The sequence below is a fragment of the Aeromonas sp. 600479 genome, assembly GCF_049175515.1.
GTDB classification, from domain to species: domain Bacteria; phylum Pseudomonadota; class Gammaproteobacteria; order Enterobacterales; family Aeromonadaceae; genus Aeromonas; species Aeromonas veronii_A.
Genome location: NZ_JAAKVF010000021.1, coordinates 1 through 17,060 on the forward strand (window position 1 = coordinate 1; position 17,060 = coordinate 17,060).

20 protein-coding genes are annotated in these 17,060 nt (G+C 59.9%); 8 read left to right on the forward strand and 12 right to left on the reverse strand.

Translation table 11 applies throughout. The annotated features are described in order from the left end of the window. Positions 1 to 185: 185 nt before the first annotated feature. The 4 genes from G5149_RS18250 to tapT all read right to left on the reverse strand — a co-directional run bounded on the left by G5149_RS18250 (position 186) and on the right by tapT (position 3,799). A complete protein-coding gene (locus G5149_RS18250) occupies positions 186 to 611 on the reverse strand; it encodes a hypothetical protein (protein ID WP_005340360.1) in 426 nt (141 codons plus the stop codon). A 194-nt stretch (positions 612 to 805) separates the two neighbouring features. Next, positions 806 to 1,579 carry a peroxide stress protein YaaA gene (gene yaaA / locus G5149_RS18255; RefSeq protein ID WP_337073202.1) on the reverse strand — a complete coding sequence of 258 codons (774 nt, stop codon included), beginning with the start codon at positions 1,577 to 1,579 and terminating at the stop codon, positions 806 to 808. A gap of 47 nt (positions 1,580 to 1,626) precedes the next feature. Beyond that, positions 1,627 to 2,736 carry a type IVa pilus ATPase TapU gene (gene tapU, locus G5149_RS18260; protein WP_042053401.1) on the reverse strand — a complete coding sequence of 370 codons (1,110 nt, stop codon included), beginning with the start codon at positions 2,734 to 2,736 and terminating at the stop codon, positions 1,627 to 1,629. A gap of 28 nt (positions 2,737 to 2,764) precedes the next feature. Continuing rightward, positions 2,765 to 3,799: a type IVa pilus ATPase TapT gene (gene tapT, locus G5149_RS18265; protein ID WP_005340354.1), complete on the reverse strand. Its 1,035-nt coding sequence runs from the start codon at positions 3,797 to 3,799 to the stop codon at positions 2,765 to 2,767. Between the two features lie 39 nt (positions 3,800 to 3,838). On the opposite strand from tapT, the gene G5149_RS18270 reads away from it, so the two are divergent. The 5 genes from G5149_RS18270 (at position 3,839) to G5149_RS18290 (ending at position 6,835) form a co-directional block, all read left to right on the forward strand. Further along, positions 3,839 to 4,540, forward strand: coding sequence for a YggS family pyridoxal phosphate-dependent enzyme (locus G5149_RS18270; RefSeq protein ID WP_151286205.1), 702 nt, complete (start codon positions 3,839 to 3,841; stop codon positions 4,538 to 4,540). 142 nt (positions 4,541 to 4,682) lie between these two features. Further along, positions 4,683 to 5,507, forward strand: a complete 825-nt coding sequence (proC, locus tag G5149_RS18275; protein WP_216980068.1) for a pyrroline-5-carboxylate reductase — start codon at positions 4,683 to 4,685, stop codon at positions 5,505 to 5,507. A gap of 11 nt (positions 5,508 to 5,518) precedes the next feature. Then, a complete protein-coding gene (locus G5149_RS18280; protein ID WP_421213253.1) occupies positions 5,519 to 6,070 on the forward strand; it encodes a YggT family protein in 552 nt (183 codons plus the stop codon). Continuing rightward, a complete protein-coding gene (yggU, locus tag G5149_RS18285; RefSeq protein ID WP_021230942.1) occupies positions 6,070 to 6,372 on the forward strand; it encodes a DUF167 family protein YggU in 303 nt (100 codons plus the stop codon). Before G5149_RS18280 ends, yggU begins: the two co-directional genes overlap by 1 nt. Before the next feature lie 43 nt (positions 6,373 to 6,415). Then, positions 6,416 to 6,835, forward strand: a complete 420-nt coding sequence (locus G5149_RS18290) for a DUF4426 domain-containing protein (protein WP_270905199.1) — start codon at positions 6,416 to 6,418, stop codon at positions 6,833 to 6,835. 101 nt (positions 6,836 to 6,936) lie between these two features. Here the strand turns inward: G5149_RS18290 and G5149_RS18295 are convergent, their stop codons facing one another. The 7 genes from G5149_RS18295 to G5149_RS18325 form a co-directional block, all read right to left on the reverse strand. Next, positions 6,937 to 8,133 carry a NupC/NupG family nucleoside CNT transporter gene (locus G5149_RS18295; RefSeq protein WP_005348874.1) on the reverse strand — a complete coding sequence of 399 codons (1,197 nt, stop codon included), beginning with the start codon at positions 8,131 to 8,133 and terminating at the stop codon, positions 6,937 to 6,939. Positions 8,134 to 8,315: 182 nt separating this feature from the next. Further along, positions 8,316 to 9,251, reverse strand: coding sequence for a LysR family transcriptional regulator (locus G5149_RS18300; protein WP_421213311.1), 936 nt, complete (start codon positions 9,249 to 9,251; stop codon positions 8,316 to 8,318). Positions 9,252 to 9,333: 82 nt separating this feature from the next. Further along, positions 9,334 to 9,870, reverse strand: a complete 537-nt coding sequence (locus G5149_RS18305) for a glutathione peroxidase (RefSeq protein WP_076495785.1) — start codon at positions 9,868 to 9,870, stop codon at positions 9,334 to 9,336. Between the two features lie 58 nt (positions 9,871 to 9,928). Next, a complete protein-coding gene (locus G5149_RS18310) occupies positions 9,929 to 10,492 on the reverse strand; it encodes an NnrU family protein (protein ID WP_421213255.1) in 564 nt (187 codons plus the stop codon). A gap of 232 nt (positions 10,493 to 10,724) precedes the next feature. Then, positions 10,725 to 11,858: a glycerate kinase gene (locus G5149_RS18315; RefSeq protein WP_421213257.1), complete on the reverse strand. Its 1,134-nt coding sequence runs from the start codon at positions 11,856 to 11,858 to the stop codon at positions 10,725 to 10,727. Between the two features lie 9 nt (positions 11,859 to 11,867). Then, positions 11,868 to 13,130 (reverse strand): GntP family permease, encoded by a 1,263-nt coding sequence (locus tag G5149_RS18320; protein WP_421213258.1) that lies wholly within the window; start codon positions 13,128 to 13,130, stop codon positions 11,868 to 11,870. A 118-nt stretch (positions 13,131 to 13,248) separates the two neighbouring features. After that, positions 13,249 to 14,364, reverse strand: a complete 1,116-nt coding sequence (locus G5149_RS18325) for a sugar diacid recognition domain-containing protein (protein WP_421213260.1) — start codon at positions 14,362 to 14,364, stop codon at positions 13,249 to 13,251. Positions 14,365 to 14,559: 195 nt separating this feature from the next. Here G5149_RS18325 and G5149_RS18330 point away from each other — a divergent pair, with 195 nt between their 5' ends. Together G5149_RS18330 and G5149_RS18335 are read left to right on the forward strand one after the other, a co-directional pair. Continuing rightward, positions 14,560 to 14,934 (forward strand): YacL family protein, encoded by a 375-nt coding sequence (locus G5149_RS18330; protein WP_033114030.1) that lies wholly within the window; start codon positions 14,560 to 14,562, stop codon positions 14,932 to 14,934. Between the two features lie 65 nt (positions 14,935 to 14,999). Next, positions 15,000 to 15,290 (forward strand): hypothetical protein, encoded by a 291-nt coding sequence (locus G5149_RS18335; RefSeq protein ID WP_041209062.1) that lies wholly within the window; start codon positions 15,000 to 15,002, stop codon positions 15,288 to 15,290. 69 nt (positions 15,291 to 15,359) lie between these two features. Here the strand turns inward: G5149_RS18335 and G5149_RS18340 are convergent, their stop codons facing one another. After that, a complete protein-coding gene (locus G5149_RS18340; protein WP_254204244.1) occupies positions 15,360 to 16,064 on the reverse strand; it encodes a substrate-binding periplasmic protein in 705 nt (234 codons plus the stop codon). A gap of 162 nt (positions 16,065 to 16,226) precedes the next feature. Between G5149_RS18340 and G5149_RS18345 the strand changes: the two genes are divergently transcribed. Further along, the gene (locus G5149_RS18345) at positions 16,227 to 17,057 is read left to right on the forward strand and encodes a CPBP family intramembrane glutamic endopeptidase (RefSeq protein ID WP_337073200.1); all 831 of its coding nucleotides are present in this window, start codon (positions 16,227 to 16,229) and stop codon (positions 17,055 to 17,057) included. The last annotated feature ends 3 nt before the right edge of the window (positions 17,058 to 17,060 follow it).

Sequence of the window (17,060 nt, forward strand, 5' to 3'; positions counted from 1 at the left end):
CCCGATGCGGTACATAGGGGGTTCTGAGTAGAGAAATGCTAGTTGAAAATGTGTAAACCTATTTCAGGACTAGACAGACACAACAGGCCACGACCCAAGCTGAATGGCCTTAACGCCACAAAATCTGCACCAGCCTAAAAACCAAGAGGCGAAGGATCATCCTTCGCCTCTGACGTAACAGCTGGTTACTCGCTCTGGGGCAGGAACTGCAGTTCAGGCGCCGAGGAGGTCAGCACATCGGCGCAATAATCCCAGGTCGAGATGCGATAGTGCTGCAGATCTTCATCCAGATGCAGGCCGTCCGACTCCTGATGGAACCAGCTGGCAAAACGGGATGGGGTGATGAGCTGGATCTGCTCTTCGATGGCGTGACTATCCTTACCCTCGGCCAGATCGCAATCTTCGATAACCCGCAGGGCGTAGATATGGCGAAAATAGACCCGGCAGAGGATTTGCGGGGGCAGATCGATGCTGCGTGCCCGACCCAGCATGATGGTCAGGGAGTCGCTCCAGAGATCCTGATGCAGCTCGGCCACAACCAGACCGGGCGGTAGCTGGCGGGACGGAGCCCAAGGGACGGCAACCTGCCGAATGGCATTTTTCTGTTCCATATTCACCTCGCAACGACTCGCTCCCTGTCTTGAGTCTATCTGAACCACATAGTCCCGGCGAAGGCAATCGATGGACAATAAAAACGGCAATAAAAAAGCCGACGTATCAAACGTCGGCGAATAAAAAGTGCTTACAACAGAGGATTCACATATTCAGACCCACGGGTCGAAAGATTGGTTCCCTCTTTTTGTAATTAATTTTCGGCGCGTTTAAACATCAGGGTATTGGCGTCCGACTCTTCCGGCACGAAGTAGTAGCCCTCGGCGTTGAAACCGGTCAGCTGCTCCACCTTGGTCAGACGGTGCTTGATGATGTGGCGAGCCATCATGCCGCGCGCCTTCTTGGCGTAGAAGCTGATGATCTTGAACTGGCCGTTCTTCTCATCCTTGAACACCGGTGTGACAATCCGTCCTTTCAGGCTCTTGGGGCGTACCGACTTGAAATACTCGTCGGAGGCCAGATTGATCAGCACTTCATCCCCCTGCGCTGCCAGCGCGTCGTTGAGATGGTGAGTGATCACCTCCCCCCAGAACTGGTAAAGATCCTTGCCGCGATCATTGTCGAGCCTAGTCCCCATCTCCAGTCGATAGGGCATCATCAGGTCGAGGGGACGCAACACGCCATAGAGGCCTGAGAGCATCCGCAGGTGTGCCTGAGCGAAGTCAAAATCGGCCTCGCTGAAATCCTCCACCGCCAAACCGGTGTAGACATCCCCCTTGAAGGCCAGCAGCGCCTGACGGGCGTTGGCGGGGGTGAAATCTGGCTGCCACTCGGCAAAACGGGCGGCATTGAGACCGGCCAGCTTGTCGCTGATCTTCATCAGAGTGGCGATCTGGTCAGGGCTCAGTTGGCGGGCCCGGCTAATCAGTTCGGCGGAGTGATCCAGCAGCTCGGGTTGGGTGAAACGGGGTGTCACCAGCGGTGACTCGTAATCCAGCGTCTTGGCCGGGGAAACCACAATCAGCATAACGTTCCTTTCTGGCTAGGGGCCGAACAGCGGATCGGCCCCATGTTTCATTCATCCAGCGTCACATTTTCCAGTGTGCCGGACCCCAGCTGCTCGCGACCGGAGAGCTTGATCAGCAGCCGCAGGTCGTTGGCCGAGTCGGCATGGGCGAGGGCCTCACTGTAGCCAATCTGGCCGGCGCAGAACAGGCTGAAAAGCGCCTGATCGAAGGTCTGCATGCCCAGTTCGGCAGATTTGGTCATCACCTCCTTGAGACGGTGCATCTCTCCCTTGCGGATTATGTCGGTGATGAGCGGGGTATTGAGCAGGATCTCGAATGCCGCACTGCGCCGCAAACCATCGACACTCGGCACCAGTTGCTGGGCGACAATAGCTCTGAGGTTGAAGGAGAGATCGAACAGAAACTGGCGATGTTTCTCCTGCGGCACCAGATGGAGGATGCGATCCAGCGCCTGGTTGGCATTGTTGGCATGCAAAGTGGCGAGACAAAGGTGTCCCGTCTCGGCGAACTGCAGGGCAAATTCCATGGTCTCCTGACTTCGGATCTCGCCGATCAGGATCACATCCGGCGCCTGACGCAACGAACTTTTCAGCGCCACATCGAACGACTCGGTGTCGATCCCCACCTCCCGCTGGGTCACCAGGCTACGGCCATGCTGATGGACGAACTCCACCGGGTCTTCCACCGTCAGGATATGACCATCGGCATGCTGGTTGCGATAGCCGATCATCGCCGCCTGAGTGGTCGATTTACCCGCCCCGGTGGCACCGACAAACAGCACCAGCCCGCGCTTGGCCATCGCCACCTCCTGCAGGATCCTGGGGAGCTGCAGATCTTCAAAGGTGGGAATGCGGGTCTCAATACGCCGCACCACCATGCCGGGCAGCTCCTGCTGCCAGAAGGCGCTGACCCGAAAACGGCCAAGCGCCTCACGATAGATCGCGTAGTTGGCCTCCTTGGTGCGGATATAACGCTCGAAGTGATCGCTGCTGAGGGTATCCCTGACCAGCGTCAGCGCACCCTTCTTGTCGAGCGCTTCGCCCCCCAGTGACACCAGATGGCCATTGACCTTGAGGGTGGGCGGCGAGCCCACCGTCACAAACAGATCCGATCCCTTTCGCTCGACCAGCTCGCTCAGCAGATCATCCAGATTCATCATCTATCCCTCCCTGGGTGCGAGTCTCTTAAATGCTGTTGGGATCAACAGCCTTGGCCTTGGCATCGAGGGATGCCACCACGCCACGACTCACCAGCTGCTTGAGGCTCTGATCCATGGTCTGCATGCCGTGGGTCATCCCGGTCTGGATCACCGAGTAAAGCTGGGCAATCTTGTCCTCGCGGATCAGGTTACGCACCGCCGGAATGCCCATCATGATCTCGTGAGCCGCCACCCGACCGCCACCGATACGCTTGAGCAGGGTCTGGGAGATAACCGCCCGCAGGGATTCGGAGAGCATGGAGCGCACCATGTCCTTCTCCGCACCGGGGAAGACGTCGATGATACGGTCGATGGTCTTGGCCGCCGACGAGGTGTGCAGAGTGCCAAACACCAAGTGGCCGGTTTCGGCGGCAGTCATGGCCAGACGAATGGTCTCAAGGTCGCGCATCTCGCCCACCAGAATGATGTCCGGGTCTTCCCGCAGGGCCGAGCGCAGGGCGTTGCTGAAGCTCTTGGTATCACGGTGTACTTCCCGCTGGTTCACCAGGCAGCGCTTGTTCTCGTGGACGAATTCGATGGGGTCCTCGATGGTGAGGATGTGGTGATGGAAGTTCTCGTTGATGTAGTTGACCATGGCCGCCAGGGTGGTCGACTTACCGGAACCGGTCGGGCCGGTCACCAACACCAGACCCCGCGGGAACTCGGCAATCTTGCGGAAGATCTCCGGCGCATCGAGATCTTCGAGGCTCAGCACAGTGCTGGGGATGGTACGAAATACCGCGCCCGAACCGCGCGCCTGCTGGAAGGCGTTGACCCGGAAACGGGCCAGATTGGGCACCTCGAACGAGAAATCGACCTCGAAGTTCTCCTCCAGCTCCTTGCGCTGATGGTCGTTCATGATGTCGTAAATGAGGGCATGCACTTCCCTGTGTTCCAGGGCGGGCAAATTGATCTTGCGAACCTCACCATCAACCCTGATCATCGGGGGAACCCCGGCCGAGAGGTGTAGATCCGAGGCTTTATGCTTTACACTGAAAGCCAATAACTCTGTGATATCCATAGACTTGTCATTCTCCCATCACAAGATCACTAACGAAATATGAACCAGATTGCCCAGCACCTGTTTCAGGTAAAGGAACGTATTGCCCAGGCCGCCGAACGGGCTAGCCGCAACCTGCAGCAGATCCGCCTGCTGGCCGTGAGCAAGACCAAGCCGGTCGAGGCCATCATGGCCGCCCATGCCGCAGGTCAGCGCTGCTTTGGCGAATCCTACGCTCAGGAAGCAGCGGCCAAGATCGATACCTTGCGCCAGCAGCCGGAATATAGCGACATAGAGTGGCACTTTATCGGCCCTTTGCAATCGAACAAATCCAAACTGGTCGCCGAACGGTTCGACTGGGTGCAGAGCGTGGATCGGGACAAGCTGATCGACCGCCTCAACAACCAGCGCCCAACTACAATGGCACCGCTAAATGTTTGTCTGCAAATCAATATTAGCGGAGAGAGCAGCAAATCCGGAACGTCGGAACAAGAGATTTTTCGCCTTGCCGAGCAGGTCTCTCAAAGTGAGCGACTGGTGCTGCGGGGGCTGATGGCCATTCCCGAGCACACCAGTGACGAGAGCGTACTGGCCGCCCAAATGACCCGTATGCAGACTCTGTTCACCGAGCTTGCGCGACAATACCCCACGGTGGATACCCTCTCGATGGGGATGACCGAGGATCTTGAACTGGCGATCGCCCACGGCAGCACCATGGTGCGGGTCGGCACCGCCATCTTCGGCGCCCGTGACTACTCATAGGCAAGGCCAGCGGATAACCCATACGTCCGCTTCTTGCCGCGACTTCATCAACAGGAGCGTTTGATGGAACACCGAATTCTGGCGTCAGGTGGTGCAGGCCGCACCCACCCCGCCGCGACCCCATGTGCTACAGGAGCATCTGATGCAGCATAGAACGCTGGCCTTTATCGGCGCGGGCAACATGAGCCACAGCATCATCGCCGGACTGGTCAAGTCGGGTTATCCCGCCGGGCAGATCACTGCTGCCAACCCCAGTCTGCCCAAGCTGGAGGCGCTGGCGAGCGAACATGGCATTCGCATCACCCAGAGTAATGCCGAGGCGGCCCGCGATGCCGAAGTGATCGTGCTGGCGGTCAAACCGCAGCTGATGGCCGGCATGCTGTCAGCACTGGTTGAAGAGTTGGGCTCCCTTGAGGGCAAGCTGCTCATCTCCATCGCGGCCGGTATCAAGGTGGCGCGCCTTGGCGAGATGGCTGGTGGCCATGACCGCATCATCCGCACCATGCCCAATACCCCGGCCCTGCTGGGTCTGGGCATGACCGGTCTCTATGCACCCGAACATATTGCCGCCGCGGATCGCGACTTTGCCGAGCAGATGATGCAGGCGGTCGGCAAGACCCTCTGGGTAGAGCAGGAGTCCGGCATCAACGGCGTCATCGCCGCGGCGGGCAGTGCTCCGGCCTACTTCTTCCTCTTTATGCAGGCGATAGCCGAAGAGGCGGAGGCGATGGGTTTCTCGCCCGATCAGGCACGCCTGCTGGTGCAGCAGACCGCACTGGGCGCAGCCGCCATGGTGGAGCAAAACCCCGAGCTGGCGCTGCAGACCCTGCGTGAGCAGGTCACCAGCAAGGGCGGCACCACAGCCGAAGCCATCAAGACATTCCAGCAGCAGGGGCTGATGCCGCTGACTGCGCAAGCCATGCAGGCGGCCGTTGCTCGCGCCACCGAAATGGAAACCCTCTTCTAACAGGAGCCCAGATGAACACTGCTTACTTTCTGATTAACACCGTTTTCGATCTCTACCTGATGGTGATCCTGCTGCGCGTCTGGCTGCAGTGGGCCCGTGCCGACTTCTACAACCCGATGAGCCAGATGGTGGTCAAGCTAACCAATCCGCTGGTAATCCCGCTGCGCCGGCTGATCCCGGGCTTGGGCGGCATCGATCTCGCTTCCGTGGTGCTGGCGCTGGCCATCGCCTTCGCCAAGCTGGCCCTGCTCAAGAGCATGAACGTGCTGCTGGCGGACTGGCTCAGCATCTGCCTGTTTGCCGCGCTGACCGTGCTGAAGAAAGCGGGCTCGATGATCTTCTGGGTACTGCTGATCCGCGCCATCCTGAGCTGGGTCAGCCAGGGCCGCAACCCCATCGAATACGTGATGCATCAGCTGACCGAGCCGTTCCTCGCCCCTATCCGCCGCGTACTGCCGGCGCTGGGCGGATTGGATCTCTCGGTGCTGGTCGCCTTTATCGGCCTGCAAGCCATCAACTACCTGCTGGGTGACCTGTTCGGCCAGCTGTGGTGGATGATTTGATGCCAGCCGTCCTGCAACAAGGGGATGAACTGGTACTACATCTGGTGATCCAGCCCAAGGCGAGTCGGGATCAGATCATCGGATTGCATGGTGAAGAGCTGAAAGTGGCCATCACGGCACCGCCCGTCGATGGCCAGGCCAACAGCCATCTGATCAAGTTTCTGGCCAAGCAGTTCAAGGTGGCCAAGGGCCAGGTAACCATAGTGCGGGGCGAGCTGGGGCGACACAAAACCGTCGCCATCGACAGCCCCAAACAGTTGCCGCAAGAAGTGAGTGCACTGCTGAATGACACGCAAGGCTGAATGAATCGGCCTGCGCCAACCGTAGATATGAGAGGGATGACAGATGAAAACAGCCTGGATGAGTGGCCTGCTGGCACTGCTGATGACCCTGCCGCTCAAGGCAGAACAGATTAAGGAGCTGGGGCCCTGGCTGGTGCACTACAACGCCTTCAACTCCAGCTTCCTCACCCCCGAGGTCGCCAAAGCGTATGGACTGGAGCGCAGCCGCTACAACGCCATCATCAATATCGCGGTACAGGACAAGCAGAAAGTGGCGCAAGCCGTGGGGATCACCGGTGAGGCCAAGAACCTGACCGGTACCATCCGCACCCTGAACTTTCAGGAGGTAAAAGAGGGGGATGCCATCTACTATCTGGCGACCCTCCCCTACCGCAACGAAGATACCTATCAGTTCACCCTGAAGATCATGGGCGGTGGGCAGCAACAGAACCTCAGCTTCCAGCAGACCTTCTACGTAGACTGAGCAGCAACAAGAAGCCCCGACCAAGGCCTGGGCTTCATTTTATCCATATGACAAGGGCGCCATCAGGGCGCCCTTGTTACATCTATTCCGTACCGCAGCGGTTACAGGGCGAGGAACAGACCGGCCAGACAGGCGCTCATCAGGTTCGCCAGCACGCCGGAGAGAATGGCGCGCATGCCGTAACGGGCGATGAAGGATTTGCGCTCCGGCACCATGGAGCCCAGACCACCGATCAGGATCGCCATGGAGGAGATGTTGGCAAAGCCGCACAGGGCGAAGGTCACGATGGCCTTGCTCGACTCGCTCAGGGTCTGATCCTGCACCAGACCGATAAAGGCGACGAACTCGTTGACCACGATCTTGGTACCGATCAGGGCGCCAGCGGCTTGCGCCTGATCCCAGGGTACCCCGATCAGCCAGGAGACGGGGGCAAACAGCCAGCCCAGAATGATCTGGAAGCTCAGATCCAGCCCTACCAGACCGCCAGCCCAGCCGAGCAGGCCATTGAGCATGGCGATCACGCCAACGAAGGCCAGCAAGGTGGCACCGACCGCCACCGCGATATTGAGGCCAGACATGGCGCCATCGGCCGCCGCTTCGATCACGTTGGTAGCGCGGGGGATCTCCACATCCTGATGGTGATCGACCTCTTCAGCTCCCGGCGGCACCAGGATTTTGGCCATCGCCAGACCGGCAGGGGCCGACATGAAGGCTGCCGCGATCAGGTATTTCAGTTCAACCCCGAGGCTGGCATAGCCCACCAGGGTGCCACCGGCGACGGAGGCGAGACCACAGCTCATCACAGCGAAGAACTGGGAGTCGGACATCTTGGAAAGGTAGGGTTTGACCACCAGCGGCGCCTCCACCATGCCAACGAAGATGTTGGCAGTCGCGGAGAGGCTCTCGGCACGGCCGGTGCCCAGCAATTTCTGCAAGCCACCACCCAGCAGGGCGATCACCCGAGGCATGATGCCGATGTGGTAGAGGATGGCGATCACCGCGGAGAAGAAGATGATGACCGGCAACACGTTGAAGGCAAAGATGAAGCCCAGCTTGAACTTGGCCAGATCGCCGAATAGGAAGGCGATCCCCTCCTGACCGTAACCAATCACGCTGCTTACGCTCTCGCTGACCCCGTTCAGCACATGCTGACCGGCAGGCAGCCAGAGCACCAGACCGGCAAACATGATTTGCAGGCAGAGGGCAAGGCCAACTGTTCGCAACGGGATACGACGACGATTATCAGAGCAGATGACGGCAAGCGCCAGGATACTCAGGATGCCGAGCAGGGCAATCATAGGGACTCCATCAGGTGGGGCAAAAGATGGGCGCGGATTCTGCGCCTCTCCCCCCGTCACTGCAAGTCCGCTTGGTTACAACCCTGTTAGAAAAAACGTTTGCACGATATCGGTTGCGCCAACTGGCTGATTTGGTTCGATTTTAGTATCAGGAGAAATCGAGAGTTTTTATATGGAAACAATCATTCCTCGCTGCCGGACAATTTACCCCCGAGCCAGGGGACCAGTCGCTGCTCCCAATAGGGTTCGGGGCCAAAGCGGGCCTTGAGGAAATCGATGAAGAGACGGATCTTGGGATCCAGATGTTCACGCCGGGCATAAACGGCGTGTACCGCCATCTGCTGGTTCGGTCGCCACCCTGGCAACACAGGGATCAGCTTGCCGCTCTGTAACTCCTTGTCCAGCAAGTAGTTGGCGATATAGGCGATGCCGAGCCCGGCCAGTGCAGCATCCCGCACCGCCTCCGCCATATCCACCCGATAGTTGCCCGCTACCTGCACCGTCTGGCGCTCCTTGCCCTGGCGAAACGACCACTGGTGATAGCGCCGCTCCCGACTCTGGTAAGTGATGCAGTTGTGCTGGGCCAGATCCTTGGGATGAAGCGGCGTGCCGTGGCTCAGCAGGTAATCCGGCGAAGCCGCAACCACGAAGCCGATGTCGGCCAGCCGCTGTCCCACCAGCCCTTCCGGCTTGTCCTCATAGGTGGTAAGCCAGAGATCCAGCCCTTCATCCACCAGATTGGTTCTGTGGTCGAACAGCGAGACCTCCAGCTCCAACTCGGGATAGCGATCCTGAAACGCCTTGAGATGAGGAATGACGTGCAGACGGCCAAAAGATTGGCCCACCCCGAGATGGAGCACGCCGCTCACCTTGCCACGCCGCTCGGCGATCATGGAGTCCGCCTCCTGCGCCACCGCCACCAGCGTATGACAGTGACGGGCGTACTCCTGACCCAGCTCGGTCAGGACGAAGCGGCGGGTGGTGCGCTGCACCAGCTGGGCGCCAAGGGTGGTCTCCAGCAGCGCCAGCTGCTTGCTGATATGGGATTTGGAGACCCCGAGACGACGGGCGGCGGCAGAGATCCCCTGCTCACGCACCAGCGCATCGAAGATCACCATTTGAGGAAGACGTTGCAGCACAGGATAACCGGATTAAGTGGCGGGAGCCCATTATTCCAGAGCCGCCCGCCAAGGGGTAGGGTCAGAGCCCCAGCGCCCGGGTGATCTGCAGTTTGAGGGGGTCGTCAGCCGGATTCTGGTTGGCGCCGTAGCTGGCGATCAGCTTGCCATCGCGACCCACCAGATACTTGTGGAAGTTCCAGTTCGGCTCATCCCCGTCAGCGGCCGCCGCCAGCCCCTTGAACAGTGGCACAGCATCGGAGCCCCGCACCGCTACCCGATTGAACATCGGGAAGGTGACGCCATAGTCGCGGCGACACACCTCGGCAGTCTTGGTCTCGTTGCCCGCCTCCTGCCAGAAATCGTTGGAGGGGAAACCGAGAATAATCAATCCCTTATCCTTGTAGCTTTGGTAGAGCTGCTCCAGATCGCGAAACTGGCCGCTGTAGCCGCAGTAGGAGGCGGTATTGACCACCAGCACCACCTTGCCCTCGGTCAGCTGACAGAGGTTATGGCGCTGAGAGTTGTTTAGCTCCCGCATCTCCACATTGAAATAATCTGGGCACGCCGCAGAGGCCGCACCGGCCCCCAATAACAGCAACAGAGTGAACCATTTCATCGCCAAGACTCCTTTTGTTTTGTCCATCATACGCGGTTACCAGAGCCGCAGTTCACTCTCAATGCAATGGAATGCCGGTCAGCCAGCCGTGGCCCCAGAACACCAGCAGCGCGGTGGCAGCCAGGCCCGCCCCGACGCTGATGCCGGTGCCCGTCCAGTTGGCCTCGGGGCGCGGATATTTCTGCCAGTCCCGCACCGAAATCCAGACCATGCTCACCAGCGCCCACAGCCCGATGCCGCCAAACAGCACCAAGGATCGCGCCTCGCTGTTGACCAGCAGATGGGCCACCGCCCAGAGCAGGGTTCCGAGCAGTTGGGGATGCACCAGCCAACGGCGCAGATGGTTGGGCCCCTGGCCGGAGAAGAATAGGATCAGCGCAAAGGGCATCATCACCGTCATGGTCATCGGCCCCCAATCCGGCAGGAAATAGAGCGGCAACGAGCTGGCCGAGCGCCAACCGGCAATGATGCAGGCGATGGCGACAAACACCAGCAGGGAGAAGAGCCCCTTGTAGCGATTCTCACCCAGCCGCTCGCGCAGTCTCGCCCGATGGGCCACCGCAAAACAGGGGTAGAGATGGATCAGGGTAAACAGCGCAACCCCCAGGGTCAGCAGTAACATGAGTCTCTCCTTGTACTTGGTACGACCACTATGCCGTAAAGGGAGATGTGCGCCTATCAAAACCGCGCTGACCCATGGAGTCAAAAGTGTGGCAAGACAAAGAAGCAGAAAGAAAAGAGCCGATCACGATGGATCGGCAAATAAGTGCCAGGGCAGTCAGACATCTCGCGGGATAGGAGATGCCCCAAACGGGGATATTGAGTGGCCGATGGGGCGCATCGGCCGAACCGGATCAGCCCTTGAGCTGATAGAGCGCCGCTACGTTGCGCGCAGTGAGTTGAATGTTGGTGCTGGCGCTCTCCAGCGCCTCCGGCAGAGACATGGCGCGGTTGACCACGGCGAATACCGCGTCCAGCCCGTGATCGTGTACCACACCGCAATCGTCGGTCAGGCAACCGGAGATGCCGATCACCGGCTTGCCGAACTGCTTGGCGCAACGTGCGACACCGATTGGCGTCTTGCCATGGATGGTCTGGCTGTCGATTCGCCCTTCGCCTGTGATGACCAGATCCGCATCGGCCACTTCCTCGGCCAGTTTCAGCGCTTCGATGACGATCTGGATGCCGGGCTTGAGCTCGGCACCAAGCAGACCGACCAGTGCGGCCCCCATGCCACCGGCAGCGCCCGCCCCCGGAATATCCTTCACCTGCTTGCCAAGGGCCTGCTCAATGCAGTCGGCATAACGGGAGAGGTTGGCATCAAGTTCGACAACCATCTCGGGCGTTGCCCCCTTCTGCGGGCCAAACACCGCAGAGGCGCCTTTCGGGCCGCAGAGCGGGTTGTTCACATCACACGCCACCTCGATAACCAGCTCACCCAGACGCGGATCCAGACCGCTCAGGTCGATGGTCGCGAGCTCAGCGAGACCGGCGCCACCCAGCTCGATGGCTGAGCCATCGGCTTTGAGCAGCTTGCCGCCGAGCGCCTGGATCATACCGGCTCCGCCGTCATTGGTGGCGCTGCCGCCGATACCGAGAATAAGGTGCTTCACCCCCATCTCCAGCGCGGCCAGGATCAGCTCGCCGGTGCCGAAGCTGGAGGTGAGCAGCGGATTGCGCTGCTCGGGCGCCACCAGATGGATGCCGGAGGCGGCAGCCATCTCGATAACGGCGCGCTCGCCATCACCCAGCAGGCCGACGAAGCCCTGCACCTTGTTGCCAAGGGGCGCGGTCACTTCGACCGGCAGGATCCGGCCACCGGTGGCATCGACCAGCGATTGCACCGTGCCCTCACCGCCATCGGCCATCGGCAATTTGACGTAGGTGGCGTTCGGCAGTACCTGCTTGAAACCGGCCTCGATGGCATCAGCCACCGCCATGGCGCTCAGACTCTCCTTGAATGAATCGGGGGCAATAACAATTTTCATATCAATTCCTTAGGCTAGGCCAAACACGCCAAACATCAGGGTGGAGACAGTGGCAATGGTCAGACCGACTGCAGTTTCGTAAGGGATAAGTTTCAGGCGCTCACCCACGCCCATGTGGACGCTGCCACCGGTGGCATGGAAAAAAGAGCCGTGGGGCATGTGGTCAAACACAGTGGCACCGGCATGGATCATCGCCGCCCCGGCCAGACTGCTGATCCCCAGTTCAATCAGGGTGGAGCTGAATACGTTGGAGGCCACCACGGTACCGGCGGTAGTCGAGGCGGTTGCCAGCGACATCAGGGCACCGGAGATAGGCGCCAGCAGGTAAGAAGGCAGACCGGAGGCGGTCAGGCCGCTGATCAGCACATCTTTCAGGCCGGAGTTGGCAATGATGCCCGCCAGGGTACCGGTACCCAGCAGCATGATGGCGACCGGCGCCATGCGGGAGAGACCGGAGACCGCAAACTGGTTCACCTTGCTGAATTTACCCATCATCAGGGCGCCGACCAGACCACCGAGGGGCAGTGCAATCAGCGGATCCACCACGATACCGGCGACCGGACGCAGGGCCAGCAACAGGATGGCGACCAGCGGCGCGCTGATGGCGGCGGCAAAGCCCGGCAGTTTGGTGCCCTCGAAGCTCACTACCTCGTCGGCGGCAACCTTGCTGCCCTTGTTGTTCAGACGCTTGGCCAGCCAGTAGGCCATCACCAGACCGAACAAACCCGGGATGATGCCCGCCGCCATCACTGAGGTCAGGGGCAGATGGAAGGCATCAGCCGCGGCAATGGCGTTGGGGTTGGGGGACATGACGTTACCCGCCTTGCCGCCGCCGATCATCGCCAGCAGGATGGCCGCCTTGGAGAGGTCGGCACGGCGGGCAATGGCCAGCGCAATGGGGGCGACCGTGATAACGGCCACGTCCACAAATACACCGACCGCAGTCAGGATCATGGTCGCCAGCGCCAGCGCCAGCAGGGCACGGGTTTCACCGAGCTTTTTGACGATGGTCTCGGCGATAGTGGTGGCGGCACCCGATTCGATCAGTACGCCCGCCAGTACACCGGCCGCCAGGATCCGCATCACCGCAGTGGTGATCCCCTGGGCACCGCCGATCATCAGGGCAACGGTCTGGGTCAGATCGGCACCGCCAATCAGGCCACCGGCCAGGGCACCCACGATCATGCCGTAAGCGGGCGGCACCTTCTTCAAAATGAGGATGATGGCGATGGAGAGCGCCGCGATGGCGCCAAGGGCTGTAACCGGGATCATGACGGACACCTTCAATGGGAGTGAATGGCCGCCATTATGGAGATCTGCAATCAGAATGCTTTGGCTTACAAACCAAAAATTGCGTCATGTAAAAGTGGTTTTTTGTCCAACTTCACAATCACAAGTCGAGATTAAGGCCGAGATAGAGCAAAAATTTGTCGTCTAACTTATTGAAATTCAACCCGGTTATCTTCTCTATCCGCCCCAGCCGATAGCGCAGGGTATTGGGGTGAATGAACAGCGCTTCGGCACAGCGATGCAGATCACAATCCTGCAAGAAATAGTGGCGCAGGGTCTTCTGCAGCGCCCCTTTGCCATCTTCCCGAGCCAGTTTCTGCAGCGGTGTGCGCAGCTGATCCGCCTGCCAGGAGTCCGCCAGACTGCCGAGCAGCACTGGCAAACGGTAATCCTCAAAGAAGTAGACCTGCTTGCGCGGCGCCTGCCGCATGCCACGGCGCAGGGTATCTCGCGCCGTCTGATAAGAGCGCGCCAGCCCGTCGATCCCGGCGAAGTAATCCCCCACCCCGATCCGCACCTTGAAATGGGGGATGCGTGCCAGCAGCAGCTTGATGCGGCTGCGCTCCTGCCCCGATTGCCAGAGGCCGTCGCTGAGCTGGGCCGGTTTTAGCACCACTATCTCGTCAAGGCCGTTGATGGCCACCAGATTGTCCCGCTCAGGGTTCTCCAGCAGATGTACCAGCTCTCGCAGCCGGGCCGGGTCGCTCTCCTCCAGTGCAAGCACCGCCACCACTCGCGGCTGGCCGAGATCGAGCCCGAGGAAGCGGGCCGCCTGCTGCAGCTGATCGACCCGCCCCTCGCCGCGGATCAGCTGCAGCACCAGCTCCTCCTTGTGGCGCTTGTCCCACTGCAGCTGTTCGGTGAGCGCCGCCTGCTCCAGGATCAGCTCGGCAGTCATTCGTACCAGCTCGGCGTAAGCTCGAACGATGTCCGGATCGCCGGAGATACCGATGACCCCCAGCAGCTCCCCCTGATAGGCGATGGGCAGGTTGATGCCGGGACGCACCCCCTTGAGCTCGCGGGCGGTCGCTTCGCTGATCTCCACCACCCGGTTCTCGGTCAGTGCCAGCACAGCCCCCTCGTGACGCTGATGGAGCCGCTCCGGATTACCGGACGCAATGATGAGACCGTGTTCATCCATCACGTTGACCGAGAACGACAGGATCTTCATAGCCCGGCTCACAATCTGACGCGCCAGGGTATCGTTTAGCTGCATAACATCTCCAAAGAAGGGACTCGGCAACCCGCAGGAAAGCGCCTGCTACGGGGCAAAGATGCCACATCATCAAGACAAGCGAGAGGGGGATCGCTAGAATAGGCCACTTTACCCGATGTGAGCCCGCCATGGAGCAGGATTTGGTGCTGCCACCACGGCTTCGTGCAGGCCCATCCCCCCGATTTGGAGTGCGCTATGGATTATGAATTTCGCCGCGACCCGTTCGGTGGTTATCGCGCCCGCTTCTCCATGGGCCATGAAGCCATCGGCCAGTGGCTGATCGACGAAGTGGGCAAAGATGAGGAGAAGATCGACGAGCTCTTCGCCATCATCGACCAGCTATCCAGTCGGAGTCGCACCGAATACCGGCTCACCGGCGGGGATTACTCCCTGCTGCTGACCCACGAAGAGGCGGAGGTGAAAGCCAACGTCCTCAATATCGAACTGGGCGAGGATCTCGACGATCTCGCCTACTACGATGATGAACAGCTGGCCATGTGCGGGCTGGAAGACTTTGCCCAGGTGCTCACCTCTTGGCGCGCCTTTATCCGCAACGAGGATATGGGCTGATTGACCCCGTTTCGCTTATTCTGGTCGGCCACTGCGGTCGACCATCCAAACCAACAGGATTGACTATGTCTATTTACGATTTTGATGACGAGCTGCCGGAAGACGAGCAGGATCAACCGAAGAAACCCGCCCAACCCAAGAAGAAGGGCAAGCAGGTGCTGAACACTCAGGTCAACCTGAGCCCGCGCGATGCCAGCCGTCTGAACGGCATGCACGTTGAAGCGATCACCACCCTGGATGATGTCAGCCTGCCGAAGAACGTCATCTTCAAGGCTGGCTTGATCGCGCTGGGTGAGCTGGATGCCAACCAGCGCGCCGATATCATCGCCCGCGTCATCGCCGAATCAGGCCGCTAATCGCGTCCCTGAATGAACAAAGCCGGAGCAACTGCTCCGGCTTTTTAATTGGTGCCAATCTGCTCTGACTCAGGGTTGCTCACAGCGCAGCAGACGTGGCTGTCCCCAGGGAACCAGTTGGTCGTAATGGCCACTGGCACGTGCCGCAGCCAAGGCTTCGTTGAAGCGTTCTATCAGTTCGCGTCCATTTTGCATCTTGCGCGACACCAGCAAATAGAAGGTATCCCGCTGGCGAAAATAGGGGAGCGGTTGCAGATAGTTTGGGTCGCCGAACACCTGCATGCTGGCGTCCGCCGTCACCGCATCATTCATCGGCATCAGATCAACCCGTTTCCGCTCAAGCAGTTGCAGACATTGCACCAAACTCTTGGGGCGAGTGAGCCGCAATGAAAAACGGGCAATCACCTCATCTGCGTGACTGGTGCTCCAGCTGGCAGGAATACAGACTCTCAACCCCTGCCACTTGCCATCGAGTACCGCATCACTGCCACGATAGGTGAACCAGGAGAGGTGATCGATATGAATGGGGGCGCTGTAATAGAACAGCTTGGCTCGCTCACGCGTCCAGGCATAAGGGAAGGTGGCGGATGCCAGGCCGTTGCGAACCAGCTCGTAGCCCCGGTTCCATGGCAGGTAATCCACCTTCAGCTCGTCATAGCCAGCCTCGCGCAGCAGGGTCGTCACCAGCCGGGTGCTCTGCCCACCATCAGGCAGCCCGGCCCCGGAATAGGGCGAAAAATCTCCGGTTACCAGCGACAGGGGGGCGCATGACAACCATCCACACCAACAACAGAACAACCAGCCATAGTGCTTCATCGCCATCCCTCTCTTTACTCTCCAGTTCAGTATAGGAGGCTGACCCAAATAACCCGGTCTGGTTGCCTTTGCGCCAACGCCCCTGCTAAGGTGCAGCGCTTTTATTACAGAGGAGTTCCGATGTTACCCCTACCTGACATACTGATCTGGGCAGCACTGGCACTGGCCACCCTGCTCTGTATGGCACGCCAACGCCTGCCAGGTTTCCTGCTGCTTGCTGTGGCTCTGCTGCTGGCGCTCTGGCTGGATCGCATCACCACGACCGCACTGCTGGTGACGCTGGCAGCCCTGCTGCTGGCCTGGCGTCTGCCCACCTTCTCCGGCCATAGCCGCCCCCTCGCATGGTCAGCCCTGCTGGCATGGGCGGTGGCACTGACCCTGCACCTGATCCCCGGTTTCAGCAATCTCAAGGTGCTGGATCAGGTACTGGCAGGCCCCGCCAGTGTGCCATTCAACATGTATCTGAACCTCGACAAGCCACTGCTCTTCTTTGGGCTGCTGCTGGCCTGTCCGACGCTGCTTGGTAAGGGAGGCGCAATCCGCTGGCGTCCGCTGGCCATGTTGCTGCTGCCACTAGGGCTTCTGCTGCTCATCGCCTGGCAGTTGGGGGCACTGAAACCGGAGGTGGGGTTGCCTCACTGGTGGTGGTTGTTCGCCTTGAACAACCTTCTGTTCACCTGTGTGGCGGAGGAGGCACTGTTTCGTGGAGCGATCCAGCAAGGGCTGGCAGAGCGCTACCGCCCCCTAATCGGCATAGTGGTAGCAGCTGCCCTGTTTGGTGCGGGTCATCTGGCTGGGGGCCCACTCCTGGCGCTATTTGCGACTCTTGCTGGCTGCTGCTACGGTCTGGCATTCCAGCTTAGCGGTCGACTCTCCGTCGCCATCCTGATCCACTTTTCCTTCAACCTTGCCCATCTGGCGCTCTTCACCTATCCGCTGGCCAGAGCCTGACGT

Coding starts and splice junctions, on each gene's coding strand:
- tapT (WP_005340354.1), bottom strand. CDS start 3,799: ATGGATATCACAGAGTTATTGGCTTTCAGTGTAAAGCATAAAGCCTCG.
- G5149_RS18315 (WP_421213257.1), bottom strand. CDS start 11,858: ATGAAAATTGTTATTGCCCCCGATTCATTCAAGGAGAGTCTGAGCGCC.
- yaaA (WP_337073202.1), bottom strand. CDS start 1,579: ATGCTGATTGTGGTTTCCCCGGCCAAGACGCTGGATTACGAGTCACCG.
- yggU (WP_021230942.1), top strand. CDS start 6,070: ATGCCAGCCGTCCTGCAACAAGGGGATGAACTGGTACTACATCTGGTG.
- G5149_RS18300 (WP_421213311.1), bottom strand. CDS start 9,251: ATGGTGATCTTCGATGCGCTGGTGCGTGAGCAGGGGATCTCTGCCGCC.
- tapU (WP_042053401.1), bottom strand. CDS start 2,736: ATGAATCTGGATGATCTGCTGAGCGAGCTGGTCGAGCGAAAGGGATCG.
- G5149_RS18280 (WP_421213253.1), top strand. CDS start 5,519: ATGAACACTGCTTACTTTCTGATTAACACCGTTTTCGATCTCTACCTG.
- proC (WP_216980068.1), top strand. CDS start 4,683: ATGCAGCATAGAACGCTGGCCTTTATCGGCGCGGGCAACATGAGCCAC.
- G5149_RS18290 (WP_270905199.1), top strand. CDS start 6,416: ATGAAAACAGCCTGGATGAGTGGCCTGCTGGCACTGCTGATGACCCTG.
- G5149_RS18320 (WP_421213258.1), bottom strand. CDS start 13,130: ATGATCCCGGTTACAGCCCTTGGCGCCATCGCGGCGCTCTCCATCGCC.
- G5149_RS18335 (WP_041209062.1), top strand. CDS start 15,000: ATGTCTATTTACGATTTTGATGACGAGCTGCCGGAAGACGAGCAGGAT.
- G5149_RS18295 (WP_005348874.1), bottom strand. CDS start 8,133: ATGATTGCCCTGCTCGGCATCCTGAGTATCCTGGCGCTTGCCGTCATC.
- G5149_RS18310 (WP_421213255.1), bottom strand. CDS start 10,492: ATGTTACTGCTGACCCTGGGGGTTGCGCTGTTTACCCTGATCCATCTC.
- G5149_RS18325 (WP_421213260.1), bottom strand. CDS start 14,364: ATGCAGCTAAACGATACCCTGGCGCGTCAGATTGTGAGCCGGGCTATG.
- G5149_RS18250 (WP_005340360.1), bottom strand. CDS start 611: ATGGAACAGAAAAATGCCATTCGGCAGGTTGCCGTCCCTTGGGCTCCG.
- G5149_RS18305 (WP_076495785.1), bottom strand. CDS start 9,870: ATGAAATGGTTCACTCTGTTGCTGTTATTGGGGGCCGGTGCGGCCTCT.
- G5149_RS18345 (WP_337073200.1), top strand. CDS start 16,227: ATGTTACCCCTACCTGACATACTGATCTGGGCAGCACTGGCACTGGCC.
- G5149_RS18270 (WP_151286205.1), top strand. CDS start 3,839: ATGAACCAGATTGCCCAGCACCTGTTTCAGGTAAAGGAACGTATTGCC.
- G5149_RS18330 (WP_033114030.1), top strand. CDS start 14,560: ATGGATTATGAATTTCGCCGCGACCCGTTCGGTGGTTATCGCGCCCGC.